This window comes from Tsuneonella aeria (genome assembly GCF_009827495.1).
Lineage (GTDB): Bacteria > Pseudomonadota > Alphaproteobacteria > Sphingomonadales > Sphingomonadaceae > Tsuneonella > Tsuneonella aeria.
In genome coordinates this window covers 307,653-323,816 of the sequence record NZ_WTZA01000002.1, presented here as the reverse complement: position 1 = coordinate 323,816, position 16,164 = coordinate 307,653, and the positions used below count along the sequence as shown (strand labels likewise).

Below are 16,164 nucleotides of genomic sequence, written 5' to 3'. Positions count from 1 at the left end.
CCTAGCGCAGAACAGTCCGTTTTTTCAACCACCAAGAAGGGTGGCCCTCGAATTCCGTGGCAGGATGGCTGGGGGGAGATACCGTTGCTTCAGCGACTGTGGGTGCAAAAAACCGGTATCGAGAAGATCCCGATCAGGACCTTACCGTTTCTATCCAGTTCTCAACATCCTCTTCTACCCAGGCAACGGCGTAGCCGCCGAGCTGCACGGGCTTCGGAAACCTGCCCTCGGCCATCCAGCGGTAGATCGTCGATCGGCCCAGTCCGACCCGGTGCTTGACTTCAGGGAGACGGATAAGGCGCGGGACCTTGCGCGGCTCAGGCGCTGCAGGATCGATCGCCTCACCCATGATGACCTCCCTGGCCGGAAGCGAACCCATCGCCGAGTAGCGCATCCCTGCGCTCGAGTTCATCGATATGGTCGGACAGGAGCCGGGCTACGCGGTGCGCCGTGCCTTTGGCCCAGCGCGGTCTCACATTGTGGACCTGGTTGCCCAGGACGCGCTCGAGTGCTGACGGCAGCTCGCCGGTGAAGTCTTCGAAGAACTGCGCGAGATCCGATTGCAGCCAGGCAATCGCATGATCGCCGCTGCTGACGAGGAACAGCAGGATATGGGCCTGAGGGGTAACGCCGCTCGCGGCAAGAATGCGCAAGGCCTCGCCGAGGCTGGCAGAGCGCTCGCCTGTTAAGACACGGCGCAGGGCATCTTTATGAATCTGCGCATCGCGCGCGATATCGCAGCGCGTCCGGCCGCTGGCCTCGACTGCGGCAAGCAGCAGCCGGGCGAGGTCTGCGCGAACCTGGTGTTCGGCAAAGAGCGCCATGTTTGTCATCGACGAATCCTTTCGCGTGTTGGTGATCGACTCGAGGACTAACCGCGAAGGAAGGCTGTAGGAAAACGAAAAGAACAAGAAGGGAACATAGAGGAAGGAACGAATCAGCTTCCTATGGCGATTCGCGCGGATTCTGGCTGCCGGATCGCAATTCACGGCAAGCCTCGCGCAGAAAGGAGCTAAGTTGGCGCATTTGGCCGCGCGGTCAGCGCGGAACCCGGCCCGGATCCACATCCATGTCGCTTTTCGCTTGGCGAACGAGCGCGAAATGCACTCGGCGTTTTCCTACACCCCGGCTTCGAGGCGAGGAATGAACATACAGCGAACATGCTCGCTGGTTCGATGTTCAACCTTCCCGGAGTTTCTCCCGATGATCACCAAGCCGCTCAGCGCCGCCCGCCCCCGGGGCCGCGACTACATTCTTCCCACCATCATAGCGCTCGCCTGCGCCGGTGCCGCCTATGCCGGCGCCGACACCACGTTCGATCCGGCGCTGCAGAAGTTTACCGACTTTCTCGAAGGCTCGGGCGGCAAGATCATCACCGTCATGTCGCTCGCCGGCGGCCTCATCGCGCTCGCCTCGGGGCGCTTTGCGCTCGGGCAGGTGGCGGTGCCGGTGGGTGTCGGGATCGGCGTCGGCACCGGGGTGCCGATCGTCACCTCGGTCGTGACCGCGGTCATCTGACAGCGGTCTAACGGCAGGAGGGCGGCATCATGGCCGACAGATACCTTGTTCCACGGCGGCTCGACGATCCGGAGCTCATCGGCTTCTGGACCATCGACGAGTTTGCGGGACTTCTCGTCCCGTTCGCCTGGGGCATTCTTGCGCAGCACATCATCATCGGCACGGGCCTATCGGTCGTGACCTGGTTCGCCCTGCGGAAGGCGAAGGCAGGCAATGCTGGGTCGAAACTGGTGCATGCTGCCTACTGGTATCTGCCCGGGAGCTTCCTGGGATTGAAAGCCACGCCGCCCTCCCATTGCCGCCTGCTGGCCGGCTGAGAGGAGGACCGACATGCAAACCGAATTCGCGCATGCGCAGGCCCAACGGTATCTCGCTCAGCGCAACCGCTTCGCAGGGCTGAGCGCCATTCTGGCAGCGACCAGCGTGCTGGGTATCGGCGCCGCAATCACCCGCGATGAGCAGGTTGTTCTCGTGCCGGTCACCGCCGAGACGCTGACAGTCTCGAGCGGCGGGATCGATATGCATTACCTCGAGCTCGTCACCCGCGACACCGCGTTGATGCTCCTGAACCGCTCGCCCGAAAGCCTCGACTACTGGATGGAGCAGATCCTGAAAGTGGCCGATCCGACGGCGCACGGGCGCCTGAAGGCCGATCTCGTCAAGATCGTCGACGAGCAGCGCGGCTCGGACGTCAGCCAGGCCTTCGTGATCCGCTCGATGCTGGTCGACACCAAGAGCCTCTCCGCAAGCGTCACCGGCACGCTCAAGACGTTCGTCGGAGCGCAGGTGATCGCGAGTCAGGAACGGACCTTCCGCTTTGCCTGGGCGAAGCGCGGGCTTTCGCTCGGACTTACGGGCTTCGAGCAAATCTCAACAGACGAGGAGCAGCCATCGTGAGCCTCTTTTCCACGCCGCTGAGCGCGGCGCTCGCCGGGACCGGCCTTGCCTGTTTCTGCGTCGGCGCGAGCCGGGTTCCCGACAGCGGGCTGCGTGCGATCGGCGCGGCCTTCGTGGCGGCATCGTTCGCGCTCACCGCGGTCCCCGCGCACGCCGACCAGTTCGTCGAGGCGGCGGACAACGCGACGATCGACTGCGAACTCGCACGCGGCGAGCTGACGCGCATCGCATTGGTCGAGGACGGCTTTGCCAATGTCTCGAAGATCGCCAGCGGCTTTCCCTACAACGACTTCCAGGTGACCCACGAGCCGGTGCGCGGCGACATCTACATCTCGGTGCCGCCGCAGTTCGCCTCGGACAAGGTCAGTTTCTTCGCCACCAGCAAGGCCGGCTACGTCTACCGGTTCGCCTGCCGCCTCGGCGGCGTGGACGCGGGCCAGCTGTTCATCACCAATCCGGCGCTCGTTCGCAGCGAGGCGGCCGAATGGGAACAGGAAAGCGGCCAGAACGAAGCCGCCATCCGTCTGATCGAGGCGATGGCGAGCGATGGGGTGCTGCCGGGTTTCTCGGCGCGCGCCGAACTGTCGCGGCCGCGCCGTACCGGCGCCATCGAGGTCCAGCAGGTCGCGCAGTACGACGGGGCGGCGCTGACCGGCCAGCGCTTTCTCATCCGCAACATGGGCAAGGATCCGATCGCGCTCGGCGAGGAACGCGAGGCGCCCGCGGGCGCGCTCGCCTTCGCCTATGGCCGCGACACGCTGCCTCCCGGCGAAGCGACCAGCGCTTTCCTTGTCTTCAGCACCGGAGGGCTCGAATGATGGCCAACGCATCCGAGGCGGCGCCCGAACGCGCGCCGCACGACAACGGTCATGCCGAAGGCCGACGGACCCTCAACACGCAGATCGCCAGGCGGCAGAAGCTGCTGCTCGCAGGGCTGGGCGCGCTGGTCCTGATCGGCGGGTCATGGATCGTCTTCGGCGGCGAGGACGATGACGGCGCCGCGACCGAGGGCGCGACAACCATCGACACCGGCGGTCTGGTCAACCGCAACCTCTCGCAGCGCGAGTTCGTGGCCACCTACGGCAATCGGCTCGATGCGCAGGGCCGCGCGATCAAGGATCTGCAGGAAACGCAAGTGCCGCGGCCCGCGATCGAGCAGGAACTCGAAGCGCTGCGCTCCGAAAACGCTCAGATGCGCAGCGACGGTCAGGCGGCGATCGATGCGATCTCGGCCGAGAACGCCGCCTTGCGCGGAGAGCTGCAGCAGGTTCGCCAGGCCGAGCCACCGGCACCGGCCGCGCCGCCGCCGACCTATGGGCCGGGGGCCACGCCGCCGCAGCCGCAACGGGGGCCGCAACAGGACGACGCGCTCGCACCGGGTCCGCAGGCCGGAGGCCTCAGCACGCTCAGCTTCGGCGAGGCGGGCGAGGCAAAGAGCCGCCCGGCGGCCGAACGCACGCCCGCGCTGATGCTCGAGGCGAGCCGCGATTACCTGCCGCCCAATTCCTATGCCCCGGCGCGGGTGATCGTCGGGGTCGATGCCTCGACCGGCGTTGCCAGCCAGACCGATCCGTTGCCCGTGGTGCTGAGGATCACCGGTCCCGCACGCTCGGTCGTCAGCGGCAAGCGGCTGCTTACCACCGACCTTACCGGCTGCCTCGTCAACGGCGCGGCGCGCGGCGACCTCTCGGCCGAGAAGGTCTACGTCAAGCTCGCGCGGATGACCTGCGCGCAGCCCGGCGGCCGCTACGCGGTGAGCGAGGTCAAGGGCTTCATCGCCTTTGCCGGCAAGTCGGGGGTGCGCGGCCGCGTGGTCAGCCGCGAAGGCAGTCTCGTCGGGCAGGCGCTGCTCGCCGGGATCGTCGGCGGCTTCGGGCGCGGCTTCTCCGCCAATGCCAACGGCATTTTCACCGGGCAGGTGGGCGCCAATGGCCAGCGCGAGGCGCTGTCGCCGACCGACATTCTCGCCGGCGGTTTCGGCCAGGGCGCGGGCGACGCCGCCGACACGGTCAGCCGCTACCTCATCGAACGCGCAGAACAATACCAACCCGTCGTCGAGATGCCGACCGGCATCGAGGTCGAGATCGTCTTTCTCGACGGCGTCCATGTCAGGAGCACCAAGTAACATGAATTTTACGCATACCCGCCCGGGCCTCAAAGCCCGCGCCGCCCATGTCGCGCTCGCGATGACCGGCGCCGCCACGGTGCTGACACTCGGCGTCGCCGCCGTCACCGCGCTTCCCGCCAATGCGGCCGGTCTCGCAAGCGATGTCGCCGCCGCGCTCAAGCTGCGCCTTCCGAAAACGCCGGTCGACGCGCTGACCTGCGACACGCTCGGCCCGTGGTGTGAGGTCGTCTCGGGCGACACGCTGTTCTATATCGACGAGACCGCGCGCTACCTCTTCGTGGGTCGGCTCTACGACATGGAAGAGCGGCGCGATGTTACCGCCGCGCGGCTGCTCGAACTCAATCCCGATCTGCTGGCCGCGGGCGGCGCCCGGGCACGTTCAGAACAAAACGAGACCACTTCGAGCGTTGCGCCGGCTAAAGTCGACTTGGCGAGCCTGCCCGCCGAGGGCGCAATCCGCTGGGGCAACCCGAAAGGCGCGAGGCTGGTGGTCTTCTCGGATTTCCAGTGCGGCTATTGCCAGCGCCTTGCGGGTGAACTCGTCAAGGCGAAGGTCCAGGTCGAGGAGCGCCCGATCTCGATCTTCGGCGCGGCGAGCCGGCAGCTCTCCGAGACGGTGCTCTGCGCGAAGGATCCCACAAAGGCGCTCCACGCTGCCTATGCCGGCGAGCTGGAGGCCAACGGCAAATCCTGCGCCAAAGCCAAAGCGCTCGATGCCAACGAATCCTTCGCGAAGACCAACGGCTTTGCCGGTACGCCGGTCATTGTACGCGCCAGCGACGGCGCGGTGCTCCACGGCTTCCGCGATGCCCAGACGCTGCGCGCGTTCGCCGCGGGCGAAAAAGGGCCGCGGTCATGAGCGCGCGCATCCGCAACCTCGCCTGCGGGATTGTCGCGGCATCGCTGCTCGCCGGCTGCGCCACGCTCGGCGGCAACGTCGAGGGCAATTTCGCCTGCCGCGCGCCCGAAGGCACCTGCGCCCCTACCTCGCTGATCGACGCCCAGGCGACCGGTGTGGCTGCCGGTCAGGAGACGCTGCCCGTCGCTTCCGCACAGGGCCGGACGTCCGTGGGTCGCAGTCTGCGCATCGTGCTTGCCGCGCACCGCGACGAAGCAGGACGCGAGCACGAGGCGCGCGTGGTCCAAGTCGTGCTGCCCGAGCCCGCTGCAGAAGGCTGGCGGCAGCCGAGCGGGACCGGCGAGCTGCTGCGCGCAATCGGCCAGGCGGTCGCTCGCGCGCCGGAGCCCGAGAATTCCCAGGATCCCAACCTCCCCGAATTGCCGGACCAGCTGTTCCTCCCCTCGCAGCCCGGTCCGGCGATACCCGGCGCAGATGCGCCGGAACCCGGGGCACCCGGTCGTAACGCCTCCCCCGGCCGGGTGCCCCATCCGCTTGTCCAACCAGCCCCAGAACAAGGAGACCAGCAGTGAGCTTTTCGCTTGGCGCCGCGCGCGACGCGGTGCTCTCCGGCCTTTTCGCCGATACCGACCGCGCGGAGCATGCCCGTGCGCCGCTGATGCTCGACATGCTGTCGGACTGGCTGCCCTACCGGGTCTATGACGAGCGCACCGGCCTCTACCGCAACCGCGCGTCGAAGGGTTTCGTGCTCGAAGTGACCCCGCTGGTGGGCGCGGACGAGCGCACCGGCGAGATCCTCGGGCAGTTCTTCTCCGAAGGGATGCCGGCGGGCGCCTGCCTGCAGGTGCTCAATTTCGCTTCGCCCCGGATCGGTTCGGTGGTCGGTCCCTGGTTCGCGCCGCGTTACGAGCAGGGCGGGATTTACGAGGCGATCGCGCGGGCGCGCACGCAGCGGCTGTATGATCTGGTCTGGCAATCAGGCTCGGCGCATGCTCCGTTCCACGCGCGCGCCACCCGGCTGATCCTGTCGCTGGGCGTTCCCCTGCCCGGCAATGTGAGCGATGCCGAACTTACCGAATGCCGCGAGGGCTTGCTCGGCATGCTCCATTCGCTGGGATTGCACGCGGCGAGCCTCGAGCCGCACGGCCTCCTGTCGCTGATCGACGAGCTGACCTCGCCGACCACGGCGCGCGAGCCCGACCGGATAGACTGGAACCGCCACGAGACGCTCGACCTCCAGGCGATCCGCCGCGACATCGAACTCGAGGTCGAGGACGACCGGTTGATCCTGCGCACCGAGCGCTTTCGCGAGACCGGCCGCGACCGCGACGGCGTGCCGCAGGTCGGCGAATGCTATCCCGACCGCTTCGATCTGCGCCACTATGCCGTGCGCTCGACACCCGAGCGCTGGGCGCCGTGGGAATGCGCGCGCCTCATCGGCGACATGTTCACCGACAAGCTGCGTTTCCCGTGCCCCACGGCGACAATGCTGTGCCTCGTCTATCCCGACCAGGAAGCCGCCGCCGCGCGCGCGGGCTACAAGTTCATGCGCACCACCAGCCTCTCGGACACGAAGAGCGCGCGCTTCCTGCCCCGGCTCGGCGAGCAATCGGCCGAATGGCGCCATGTCCAGGCCGAGCTCCAGGCGGGCAAGAAGCTGGTCAAGCTGTTCTACGGCCTGACCACGATCTCGCCGCTCGGCCAGGGCGACACGCACGAGCGCGTGGTCAAGGCGATCTACAAGGCGGCGGGCTGGGACCTCGCCGACGAGCGCTTTCTCCAGCTCCAGGGGCTGATCGCCGCCTTTCCGCTGAGCCTCGCCGATGGGCTCGCAAGCGACATGACGCGGCTCAAGCGCCTCAAGACCATGCTCTCGACCACCGCGGCGAACATCGCGCCGATGCAGGGCGAGTATCTCGGTAGCGACATTCCGCATCTGCTGCTCGTCGGCCGGCGCGGCCAGCCCTTCTTCTGGTCGCCCTTCGAGAACCGCGCGGGCAACCACAACATCGCCATCTGCGGCAAGTCGGGCTCGGGCAAGTCGGTACTGCTGCAGGAACTGTGCGCGGCGCTACGGGGCGCGGGCGCCAAGGTCGTGGTGATCGACGACGGCCGCAGCTTCGAGCACTCGGTCAAGCTCCAGGGCGGGCGCTTCGTCGAGTTCACGCTCGCCTCGGGCTTCTCGCTCAACCCGTTCTCGATGGTCGACGATGCCCGCGCCCAAAGCGACGAGGATTACCGGCTCGACTGCTTCGCGATGATCAAGGCGATCGTCGGGCAGATGGCGCGTCCGAGCACGGCGCCGAGCGATACCGAGCGCGGCCTCATCGACCGCGCGATTACGCAAGTCTGGGACAGCCTCGGCAGCGGCGGCAGCATCGACGATGTCGCGCATGCGCTCCACTCGACAACAAACGAGGCCGGCAGGGAGCTCGCGACCGCGATCGGTCCGTTCTGCCGCGGCGGCAGCTATGCCGGGTTCTTCTCCGGCAAGGCGAGCTTTGCCTTCGAGGACGATTTCACGGTCTTCGAGATGAGCGATCTTGCTTCACGCGAGGAGCTGCGGAGCGTGGTCCTCTCGGCGATCATGTTCATGACCGGTCAGGCGATGACCCGCTCTTCGCGCTCGACGAAGAAGCTGCTGCTGATCGACGAGGCCTGGGCCATGCTCAAGGGCGGTTCGATGGGCGAGTTCGTCGAGACCTATGCCCGCACGGCGCGCAAATACGGCGGCGCGCTCGCGACCGCCACGCAATCGCTCAACGACTATTACAAGTCGGACGGGGCGCGCGCCGCGCTCGAGAACAGCGACTGGATGCTGGTGCTCCAGCAGAAGGCTGAGACCATCGCCGATTTCCGCAAGGAAGCACGGCTCGAAATGGACGACCGCACCGAGACGCTGATCCGCAGTCTCAAGCGCTCGGGCACCGAATACAGCGAAGTCTACATCAAGGGTCCAGAGATCGAGGCAGTCGGCCGGCTCGTGCTCGACCCGTTCTCGGCGACAATCTTCTCGTCCGATCCCGACACCTATGCCGCGATCCACAAGCATGTCGCCGACGGCATGCCGCTCGACAAGGCGATCGGCCAGGTCGCGGGGATCGCCGGCTCGGCCCGAGGAGCCGCATGATGGTCCTCGACTACGAAACGCCGGTCGATCGCATTGCAAGCGGGCAAAGCCGGGCGAGGCAGATCGACACGAGGTCGCTGGCGCAGGGCACCTGCCTCGTCCTGATCGAGGCCGCGGGATTTGCGATGAACATCGTGCTCGTCGTGCTCGGCCTGCCGCTGTTCGCGTTCCTGTTCCTCGCGGGGTGGGATCTGGGACTGCTGTTCGCGCAGCTCGGCAACCTTGCCGATCACTACCGGCTCGCCGAGCCGGTCGCCCGGCACCTGTTCAGCCAGGACCTCAAGGTCGCGTTCCTGTTTGCCGCGGGTTGTTACGCGCTGCTGCGCCTGCCGGCCTTCCTCCGGCGGCTCGAGCGCCGTCTCGCCGAAGGAGACAGGCGTCATGACTAGACTGCGGCTCCCCCACCCCAGGCTAGCCCTCGGAATCCTCGCGACGCTCGGCCTTGCCGCTGCGCTGCTCTGGGCCGCGTGGATCACGCGCGCGGTGACCGAGAACCCACCGCCGCGGATCGTTACGGTCCGTCTCGCCGAGACCATCGGGAAGTTCGTCGACGAAGCCGCGCGCGCCGATGCCGAGCCGCAGGCCGTGCAGGCGGCGAGCCTTGCCTATCTGAAGGCCGCCGAAGCGTCGGTCGCCGAAATGGGCCGCGACGGACGGGTCGTGCTGGTCGCCGAGGCGGTGCTCGCGGGCGCGGCCGAGGACGCCACACCCGAGCTCGAGCGGCGGATTGCCGCAAAGCTCCAGCAGGAGCCGCGCCGATGAAGCGTCCCTCCATTCACTGGCGCCGCCCGCTTATCCTTTGCGCGCTGTGCGCCTTGCCGCTGGCCTGGGCGCCGCTCGACGCCTTCAGCAAGGACCACGCCCTGCTGCTCAACGCGAGCCCGAGCTTGCCCAACTGGGCGTTCTGGCTGGACAAGCGCGCGCCCATCGAGCGCGGCAGCCTGGTCTTCTTCGAGCCGCCGCCCAGCGCGCTTATCGAAACCCATTTCGGATCGGATCCGCAGATGTTCGGCAAGCGGGTGCTCGGCCTGCCCGGCGATGTCGTGACGCATCACGGCATGGCTGTCCTCATCAACGGCGAGAAGGTCGCGAAGCGCCTCGGCAAGACCCGGCTCGGCGTACCCCTGACGCGAGGTCCCGCAGGAACGATTCCTGCAAACTGCTACTACACCGGCACCGATCATCCACGCGGACTCGACAGTCGCTACGGTGCGATCGGCTTCGTTTGCGCCGGGCAGATCCTCGGCAGCGGGAGGGCGATCCTGTGATCCGCCTCCCGCTTGTCCTGACAATCGCTCTTGCTTTGCCGGCTGCCGCTCAGGCGCGCGACTACGGCCAGCAAGGCGCGGTCTTTCCGGTGATCGAGCGCGATCTGCTCGAGCAGATCCACTCGCGCCTCGTCGCGATGGAAAAATCGGGCGAGACCGCGAAGCTCAACGACCAGTTGAAGCGACGCACGGCGGCGCGCGTCAATCGCCCGGACCCGGTCGCCGGGATCGCGCGCGCGATCGACGATCGCAGCTGGTCCTTCGATCCGACGATCACGCTTGCCGCCGATATCAGGGGCGCGAAGGGCGAGCTGATCCATGCCGCGGGCACCCGGGTCAACCCGCTCGACAGCGTTGTATTACGCGCCGACCTCCTCTTCCTCGACGGCGACGACGCGGCGCAGGTCGCCTGGGCGCTCAAGCAGGACCGGCAGGCCAAGTTGATCCTCATCAGTGGCGCGCCGCTCGAGCTGATGAAGGCCCGCCAGCGCCGCTTCTATTTCGACCAGGGCGGCAAGCTCACCGAGCGCTTCGGGATCAGGGCCGTGCCCGCGCGCGTGCGCCAACAGGGTCGACTGCTCGCCGTGAGCGAGATCGCGCTTTCCGCGAAGAAGGAGCCAGCGCGATGAGAGCCCTGCGCAAATTCGCCGCCGCACTGCTCGCTGCCGTGTCGCTGGCTCTGGCGGCGCCCGCCGCGGCCGATGCCGGGCCGGGCAAGTGCACCGGCAGCTTCGTCAACCCGATCACCGATATCTGCTGGTCGTGCCTGTTCCCGATCTCGGTCGGTGGGCTTGAGATCTGGCCCTCCAGCCGCCCCGATCCCGACAATCCCGACCTGCCCGTGTGTCTGTGCGGCCTGAGGCCAGGCATCGCGATGGGGTTCTGGGAGCCGGTGCGGCTCGCCGATGTCAGCATGAAGCCCTGGTGCTTCGTAAACCTTGGCGGCATGAAGCTCGATCCCGGCTTCGACATCGGCTTCCGTTCGATCTCCGGGCCGTCGGCGATCGGCGGGGCGAGCCAGTACTATTCGAGCTGGCACGTCCACTGGTACGCCTATCCGCTGATCTACTGGATGGAGATCGTCGCCGATTTCCTCTGCCTCGAGCCCGGTTCGATCGACATTCTCTACATCTCCGAGATCGATCCGCTGTGGCAGGACAGCGAACTCACCGCGATCATCAATCCCGAGGCGGTCCTGTTCGCCAATCCGCTGGCGCTGGCCGTCTGCGCCGCCGACTGCGCGGCGGCGACCGCCAAGCTACCGATCGACGAGATGTTCTGGTGCGCGGGCTGCCAAGGCTCGATGTACCCGATGAACGGCAATGTCTCTGCCTCCATCGGGCACGTGCAAGCCTCGCGGCTCGTGCTCTCGCGCTTCGCCTACAAGCTTCACCGCGAGCTCGTCTCGTGGGGCACGATGGGCTCGAAGGGCCTGTGCGGCAAATACCTGATGCCGGTGATGCGCAAGCAGCAATACCGCTTCCAGGCAACTAATCCCAATCCGGCGACGAGCGGGCGCTACGCCTGCCCGCCGATCGGCACCTCCACCACGCTCCAGGAGCCCGGACAGGTCGTCCCCGCCATCGGCGAGGACATGGGATACCTCGTCTGGCGCAAGAGGAACTGCTGCGCTCTATGACCAAGTCCCTTCTGCTCCTCCCGCTCGTCTTCGCCCTCTCGCTTGGCGGTCTGGCGCTTGCGCAAAGCGCATCGGGCGATCTCGATCTCGATGCGATCCGCGCGCGCGCAGCCGAACATGCCGGCGATGCCGAGGCGCTTGCCACCGCGGTGCGCGAGCGGGCCGATGTGCTCGCCGAGGATGCGCGCAGCACGCAGAACGGCGCGCAGGCCAACCGTGCGGCCTATGTCGAGAGCGTCGGCACCGACCTCACTAATCATGCGCTCGATTTCGACGCAATGGTCCGTGCCCAGGCGCAAGCCGAAACGGCATCGCTGAGCGAAGGACCGCGCTTCATCGCCTTCGCCTCGCTGTCGATGCCGCCCGAGGCCCTCAGGGCGCTGGTGCGCGACATGGGCCGCGCGGGCGGGGTCACCGTCCTGCGCGGGTTTCCGCAAGGCGACAGCGAAGGCTTCAAGAAGCGCCTCGCGGCGATCTGGAGCGACGGCAGCGAAGCCGGATCGCTCGGCGTCGATCCGCGGCTCTTTCGCGCCTTCGACATAAAGGCCGCGCCGAGCTTCGTCATGCTCAGCACCGATTTCAGCCCGTGCGACGGGTTCGATTGCAGAAGCGTGGTCCCGCCGCACGACCGGATCGCGGGCAATGTCAGCGTCGCCCATGTTCTCGAGACCTTCGCGCGAGGCGGCGGCCCCGGCGCGGCGCTTGCGCGGCTTCACCTCGCTCGCCTCGAAGGGGACTGGCCATGACCCGGATGATTGCCGCCGCGCTCGCCATGATCCTCGTTTTGCCGAACGCGAGCACCGCACAGACCACCGAGGCGGCCAAAACCGATGGCAAGCAGACAGCAAGAGACCTGCTAGACACCGCGCGCGACGCGGCTTCGGCGCCCGTCGATGCGAACCGCGTCCCCAATTACGATCCGCAGGCGACGCGCGACTTGCAGGACCTGGCGCAGAACCCCGAGCAGATCGAGGCGCGTGCACGGGCCACCGCAACGACGAACCCGGCGCTGCGCGCGATCCGCGACAGCATGGCCAGCCGCGCCGAGTTCGACCCGCAGGACATCTCGGACATGCTCGCACGGAGCCGCACGATCAGCGAGACCCCGCTCGATTATACCAGCGGCATGGCGGTAGGCGGCGCGCAGGGAACCTGCGTACCGCTTCCTCCCGGCGCCGGATCGGCAGGGACCTACTTTGCGACCTGCAATACCGGCACGCGGATCGACCAGAGCGCCGGCCAGTGCAGGGTTCCGCTCGTCGCAAGCGTTACCCGGCGGCCGCAGTATCACTACCTTTGCAGCAGGTTCGGCGACTTCAACAATTCGGGCGAGCCAGTCTGCGAAGGCTTCGCCGGCGCGAGCTGCCGCGCGACCGGCCAGCGCGAGGGCCGCTGCCTGCAGTGGTTCGACAATGGCTACACGCGGTTCTGCTCGGAACCGGGCGAACCGCTGACCGAGATGACCTGCGACGCTCCGGTGTCGGGCCGGACGCCCTATGCAGTCACAAGCACAACGGATGTAGCTGCCGCCCCCGACGAGAGCCAGTGCGCCGGTTTCGCGAGCAACGGCAATTGCACGCTCGACGCGGAAATCTGCACCGACAGCGCGCCGCAGACCCGGATAGTGGACGGCATCGCGGTCACCCGGCCCTGCTGGGCCTGGCAGCGCAGCTATACCTGCGTCACCCGAAGCGCCGCCAGCGACTGCTCTGCGCTCGAGGATGAGGGAAGCTGCCGCTTCGTGCGCGAGGAGTGTCTGAGCGGCGACGAAGCATGCGAAACCTGGGAGCGCGTCTACGAATGCCCGCTTCCGGCCGGTGAAACGGGTGAGACGCAATATGTCTGCGACGGCGACGTCTACTGCATCGACGGCTCTTGCGAGACGATCGAGCGCAAAGCGAATGACGAGTTCAAGGATGCGGTGACCGCGCTTCACGCGATGAACGAGGCGCGCGGGCAGTTCGACCCGCAAACGCTGACGCTGTTTCGCGGAACCCGCGACACCTGCTCGTCGAAGGTCTTCGGCGTGCTCAACTGCTGCAAGGGCAAGGGATTCCCGCTCATCCCCGGGATCAGCCTGCTGGTGGCGCTCGGCTGCGATCGCGAGGAAGTCCTGCTGCACGAGCGCGATGCGCAGGGGCTCTGCGCCTATGTCGGCACCTATTGCTCCGACAGCTTCCTCGGCGTGTGTCTGACCAAGAAGAAGGTTTACTGCTGCTTTGAGTCCAAGCTCTCGCGGATCCTGCAGGAGCAGGGCCGGCGGCAGCTGCCCAAGCCCTGGGGCAAGCCGAAGACCGAGACCTGTACGGGTTTCACGCTCGACGAGTTCGCGCGACTCGACCTCAGCCAGATGGATTTCTCCGAAGTCTATGCCGAGTTCACCGACGCCGCGCGGCTGCCGGACGAGCTCGAGACCAGCACCATCATCCAGCAGAAGATCCAGGACTATTACGCAAGGGAAGCACAGTGATGCGGAGCGCCACCAAACTCGCGCTCTGCGCGGCGGCAGGCTTGTACATGGCTGGCCCGCTGGCGGCCCAGGACGCAGGCGCGACGAATGATGCCGCCGACGCGCTCTACTGCGCGGAGCGCAAGCTCGGCTACTGGTTCTACTGCGTGAGGCCTGCGCCCACGCCTCGTGAGACAGAGCCCCAGCCGCAGGCCTCGACAAGTGCCGCGGAAGAGCTCGACGCGATCACGGGGACCTTACGCGAGTTGAAGGCACAGGCGATCCTTCGCCCCACGCCTGACAATGTCGCCGCCTACATCCGCTTCCAGCGCGAACAGCTCGACCGCGCCTCGCTCTTCTCCGACGTCTGGCAGCGCGCGCTGTGGCAGGATCCGGCGCTCGACTACACGCTCGAACGTCCCGTCGGCGCGCTTGCCAAGAAGCAGTGGCAGGATACCCGCGCAGCCGAGCGCGACGTCGTGATGGCCCGGCTCTCCGAGCGCTACGGCCTGTTCTACTTCTTCGCCCAGACCTGCGGCGCCTGCGAAGTCATGAGTCCGATCGTCAAGGCGGTCGCGTCACGCTGGCGCATCACCGTGCGCGCGATCTCGACCGATGGCGGGCCGTCGCGGCACTTCCCGGACTACAGCGTAGAGAAGGGCCAGCGGCCGCGCATGGGGCTCGAGCCCGGGATCACCCCGGCGGTGGTGCTGTGGGACAGCGTCGGGAAGCGCCCGATCCCGATCGGCTACGGCGTGCTCTCGGCCGACGAGCTGCAGGACCGCATTTATCTCCTTACCTCGAAGGAAGCCGGACATGATTACTAGGCCCAGAACCATTGCGCTTGCGCTGGCCGCCACGAGCATGGTCGCCGCCCCGCTTGCCGCTCCCGCCTCGGCAAACGTCGGCGACAGCATGGACCGGTTCATGGATGACATGGGCGGAGCGGCGAACGTAACCGGGCCGACCGCCTTCGAAGGCCAGTCGGCGGGCTACTACAGCATGGGCAATGTGTGGACGCGCTTTCCGCAGAAGACGACCAACATCGCCAATCTCCAGCTGCCGCGCGCGCGGGCCGGCTGCGGCGGGATCGACATCTTCGCCGGCTCCTTTTCGTTCATCAACGCCAGCGAGATGGTTGCGCTGCTGAAGGCGGTTGCCAACAACGCCGTCGGCTTCGCCTTCAGCCTCGCGATCGACACGATCTGCCCCGAGTGCAACAAGATCATGCAGGAGTTCAGCCAGAAGGCGCAGCTCATGAACGAGCTGTCGATCAACTCCTGCGAAATGGCGCAAGGGCTGGTCGGTGGCGTGTGGCCGAAGGGCGATCTTGCCGACAAGGCAATCTGCGAAGCGATCGGCAATTCCGAAGGCATCTTCACCGACTATGCCGCGGCCAAGCATGGCTGCGGCACCCGGGGTCAGCGCGCCTCGACCAACGAGAACGGCGGCGAGGACTTCGCCGACGTCAATCCCGGGGTGTCGCGCAACTACACCTGGCATGTCCTCAAGCAGAGCGCCTTCTTCAACCCCGGCGGCACCTTCGACCGCGAGCTTGCCGAATACGCGATGACCTTGATCGGAACGGTCATCTACGTGCCGCCCAAGGACGACGAGCCCGGCAGGTTCGTGCCGTTTGCGGGCGACGCCTCCTCGACGCTGGTGACAGCGCTGCTCGACGGGACGCAGGGCCAGAGCGTGCGCGTGTTTCAGTGCGACGAGCCCGACCAGTGCCTCAATCCGAGCTTCCAGCAGCTGAGCCTTCCCAGCGCGAAGGCGATCAGGCCACGCGTCGCTCTGATGATCGGCAACATGGTCGAGGCCATCCGCACCGATACCGCGATCGGCGAGACCGAAAAGGAACTGCTCCAGGTTGCCTCGCTGCCGCTCTACAAGATCCTCACCGTGCAGGCGGCGTTCGGACGCGGTATGGCGACCGACGACCGGGCGACTCTCGCCGAAGTCGCGAGCATCGATCTGCTCCACGCGATCCTCGAGCGGATCGTCTCCGAAGCGGGCCGTTCGATGGCCAGCTTTATTGCCGCCGACGAAGCGAAGCTCGCGCTGTGGCGCGCGCAGGTGGCGGAGGTGCGCAGCCAGCTCGCGCATCGGCAGGCCAACGGACAGGCTCGCATCACCGCAATTGTCCAGATCATCGAGAAGACCGCGATGATCGAGAACATGCTTGCCGCCTCGATGTCACCCTCGATGGCTGCGGCGCTCGACTGGTCGCGCGGGCTGCAGTCGCGCTCGATCGTACCGTAAGGGATCAAGCA

At 66.9% G+C, this 16,164-nt stretch carries 19 protein-coding genes; 17 read left to right on the top strand and 2 right to left on the bottom strand.

The genetic code is table 11. The features are described from left to right. Nucleotides 1-133: 133 nt before the first annotated feature. A complete protein-coding gene (locus GRI40_RS12090; protein WP_160611803.1) occupies nt 134-349 on the bottom strand; it encodes a helix-turn-helix transcriptional regulator in 216 nt (71 codons plus the stop codon). Beyond that, entirely contained in the window at nt 342-1,067 is a 726-nt protein-coding gene (locus tag GRI40_RS12085) for a hypothetical protein (protein WP_237489166.1), read from the bottom strand. The genes GRI40_RS12090 and GRI40_RS12085 overlap by 8 nt, the downstream gene beginning before the upstream one ends. Nucleotides 1,068-1,203: 136 nt before the next feature. On the opposite strand from GRI40_RS12085, the gene GRI40_RS12080 reads away from it, so the two are divergent. Genes GRI40_RS12080 through GRI40_RS12000 form a run of 17 tightly spaced genes read left to right on the top strand, consistent with a single transcriptional unit; the run spans nt 1,204 to nt 16,153 of the window. Next, on the top strand, nt 1,204-1,518 hold the full coding sequence (locus GRI40_RS12080; protein ID WP_160611802.1) for a hypothetical protein: 315 nt from the start codon (nt 1,204-1,206) through the stop codon (nt 1,516-1,518). Nucleotides 1,519-1,547: 29 nt separating this feature from the next. Beyond that, a complete protein-coding gene (gene traL / locus GRI40_RS12075) occupies nt 1,548-1,835 on the top strand; it encodes a type IV conjugative transfer system protein TraL (RefSeq protein WP_057883310.1) in 288 nt (95 codons plus the stop codon). Nucleotides 1,836-1,848: 13 nt separating this feature from the next. Continuing rightward, the gene (locus tag GRI40_RS12070; RefSeq protein WP_160611801.1) at nt 1,849-2,415 is read left to right on the top strand and encodes a type IV conjugative transfer system protein TraE; all 567 of its coding nucleotides are present in this window, start codon (nt 1,849-1,851) and stop codon (nt 2,413-2,415) included. Next, nucleotides 2,412-3,233 (top strand): TraK domain-containing protein, encoded by an 822-nt coding sequence (locus GRI40_RS12065; protein WP_160611800.1) that lies wholly within the window; start codon nt 2,412-2,414, stop codon nt 3,231-3,233. The genes GRI40_RS12070 and GRI40_RS12065 overlap by 4 nt, the downstream gene beginning before the upstream one ends. After that, nucleotides 3,233-4,540 carry a TraB/VirB10 family protein gene (locus GRI40_RS12060; RefSeq protein WP_237489207.1) on the top strand — a complete coding sequence of 436 codons (1,308 nt, stop codon included), beginning with the start codon at nt 3,233-3,235 and terminating at the stop codon, nt 4,538-4,540. Before GRI40_RS12065 ends, GRI40_RS12060 begins: the two co-directional genes overlap by 1 nt. 1 nt (nt 4,541) lies before the next feature. After that, entirely contained in the window at nt 4,542-5,402 is an 861-nt protein-coding gene (locus GRI40_RS12055; RefSeq protein ID WP_057883306.1) for a DsbC family protein, read from the top strand. Then, on the top strand, nt 5,399-5,974 hold the full coding sequence (locus tag GRI40_RS12050; protein ID WP_200956688.1) for a hypothetical protein: 576 nt from the start codon (nt 5,399-5,401) through the stop codon (nt 5,972-5,974). The genes GRI40_RS12055 and GRI40_RS12050 overlap by 4 nt, the downstream gene beginning before the upstream one ends. Then, nucleotides 5,971-8,532, top strand: coding sequence for a type IV secretion system protein TraC (gene traC / locus GRI40_RS12045; RefSeq protein ID WP_160611798.1), 2,562 nt, complete (start codon nt 5,971-5,973; stop codon nt 8,530-8,532). The genes GRI40_RS12050 and traC overlap by 4 nt, the downstream gene beginning before the upstream one ends. Then, complete coding sequence (locus GRI40_RS12040) at nt 8,529-8,921, top strand: hypothetical protein (RefSeq protein ID WP_200956687.1); 393 nt, start codon at nt 8,529-8,531, stop codon at nt 8,919-8,921. Before traC ends, GRI40_RS12040 begins: the two co-directional genes overlap by 4 nt. After that, complete coding sequence (locus tag GRI40_RS12035; protein ID WP_057883304.1) at nt 8,914-9,294, top strand: TrbI F-type domain-containing protein; 381 nt, start codon at nt 8,914-8,916, stop codon at nt 9,292-9,294. The genes GRI40_RS12040 and GRI40_RS12035 overlap by 8 nt, the downstream gene beginning before the upstream one ends. Then, nucleotides 9,291-9,800, top strand: coding sequence for a S26 family signal peptidase (locus tag GRI40_RS12030; protein ID WP_057883303.1), 510 nt, complete (start codon nt 9,291-9,293; stop codon nt 9,798-9,800). The genes GRI40_RS12035 and GRI40_RS12030 overlap by 4 nt, the downstream gene beginning before the upstream one ends. Continuing rightward, complete coding sequence (gene traW, locus GRI40_RS12025) at nt 9,797-10,429, top strand: type-F conjugative transfer system protein TraW (protein WP_160611797.1); 633 nt, start codon at nt 9,797-9,799, stop codon at nt 10,427-10,429. The genes GRI40_RS12030 and traW overlap by 4 nt, the downstream gene beginning before the upstream one ends. Then, nucleotides 10,426-11,439: a conjugal transfer pilus assembly protein TraU gene (gene traU, locus GRI40_RS12020; protein ID WP_160611796.1), complete on the top strand. Its 1,014-nt coding sequence runs from the start codon at nt 10,426-10,428 to the stop codon at nt 11,437-11,439. The genes traW and traU overlap by 4 nt, the downstream gene beginning before the upstream one ends. Then, nucleotides 11,436-12,185: a type-F conjugative transfer system pilin assembly protein TrbC gene (gene trbC, locus GRI40_RS12015; protein ID WP_123321791.1), complete on the top strand. Its 750-nt coding sequence runs from the start codon at nt 11,436-11,438 to the stop codon at nt 12,183-12,185. Before traU ends, trbC begins: the two co-directional genes overlap by 4 nt. Continuing rightward, nucleotides 12,182-13,909 (top strand): conjugal transfer protein TraN, encoded by a 1,728-nt coding sequence (locus GRI40_RS12010; protein WP_160611795.1) that lies wholly within the window; start codon nt 12,182-12,184, stop codon nt 13,907-13,909. The genes trbC and GRI40_RS12010 overlap by 4 nt, the downstream gene beginning before the upstream one ends. Then, nucleotides 13,909-14,715 (top strand): conjugal transfer protein TraF, encoded by an 807-nt coding sequence (locus GRI40_RS12005; protein ID WP_160611794.1) that lies wholly within the window; start codon nt 13,909-13,911, stop codon nt 14,713-14,715. The genes GRI40_RS12010 and GRI40_RS12005 overlap by 1 nt, the downstream gene beginning before the upstream one ends. Further along, nucleotides 14,705-16,153 carry a conjugal transfer protein TraH gene (locus tag GRI40_RS12000; RefSeq protein ID WP_160611793.1) on the top strand — a complete coding sequence of 483 codons (1,449 nt, stop codon included), beginning with the start codon at nt 14,705-14,707 and terminating at the stop codon, nt 16,151-16,153. The genes GRI40_RS12005 and GRI40_RS12000 overlap by 11 nt, the downstream gene beginning before the upstream one ends. The last annotated feature ends 11 nt before the right edge of the window (nt 16,154-16,164 follow it).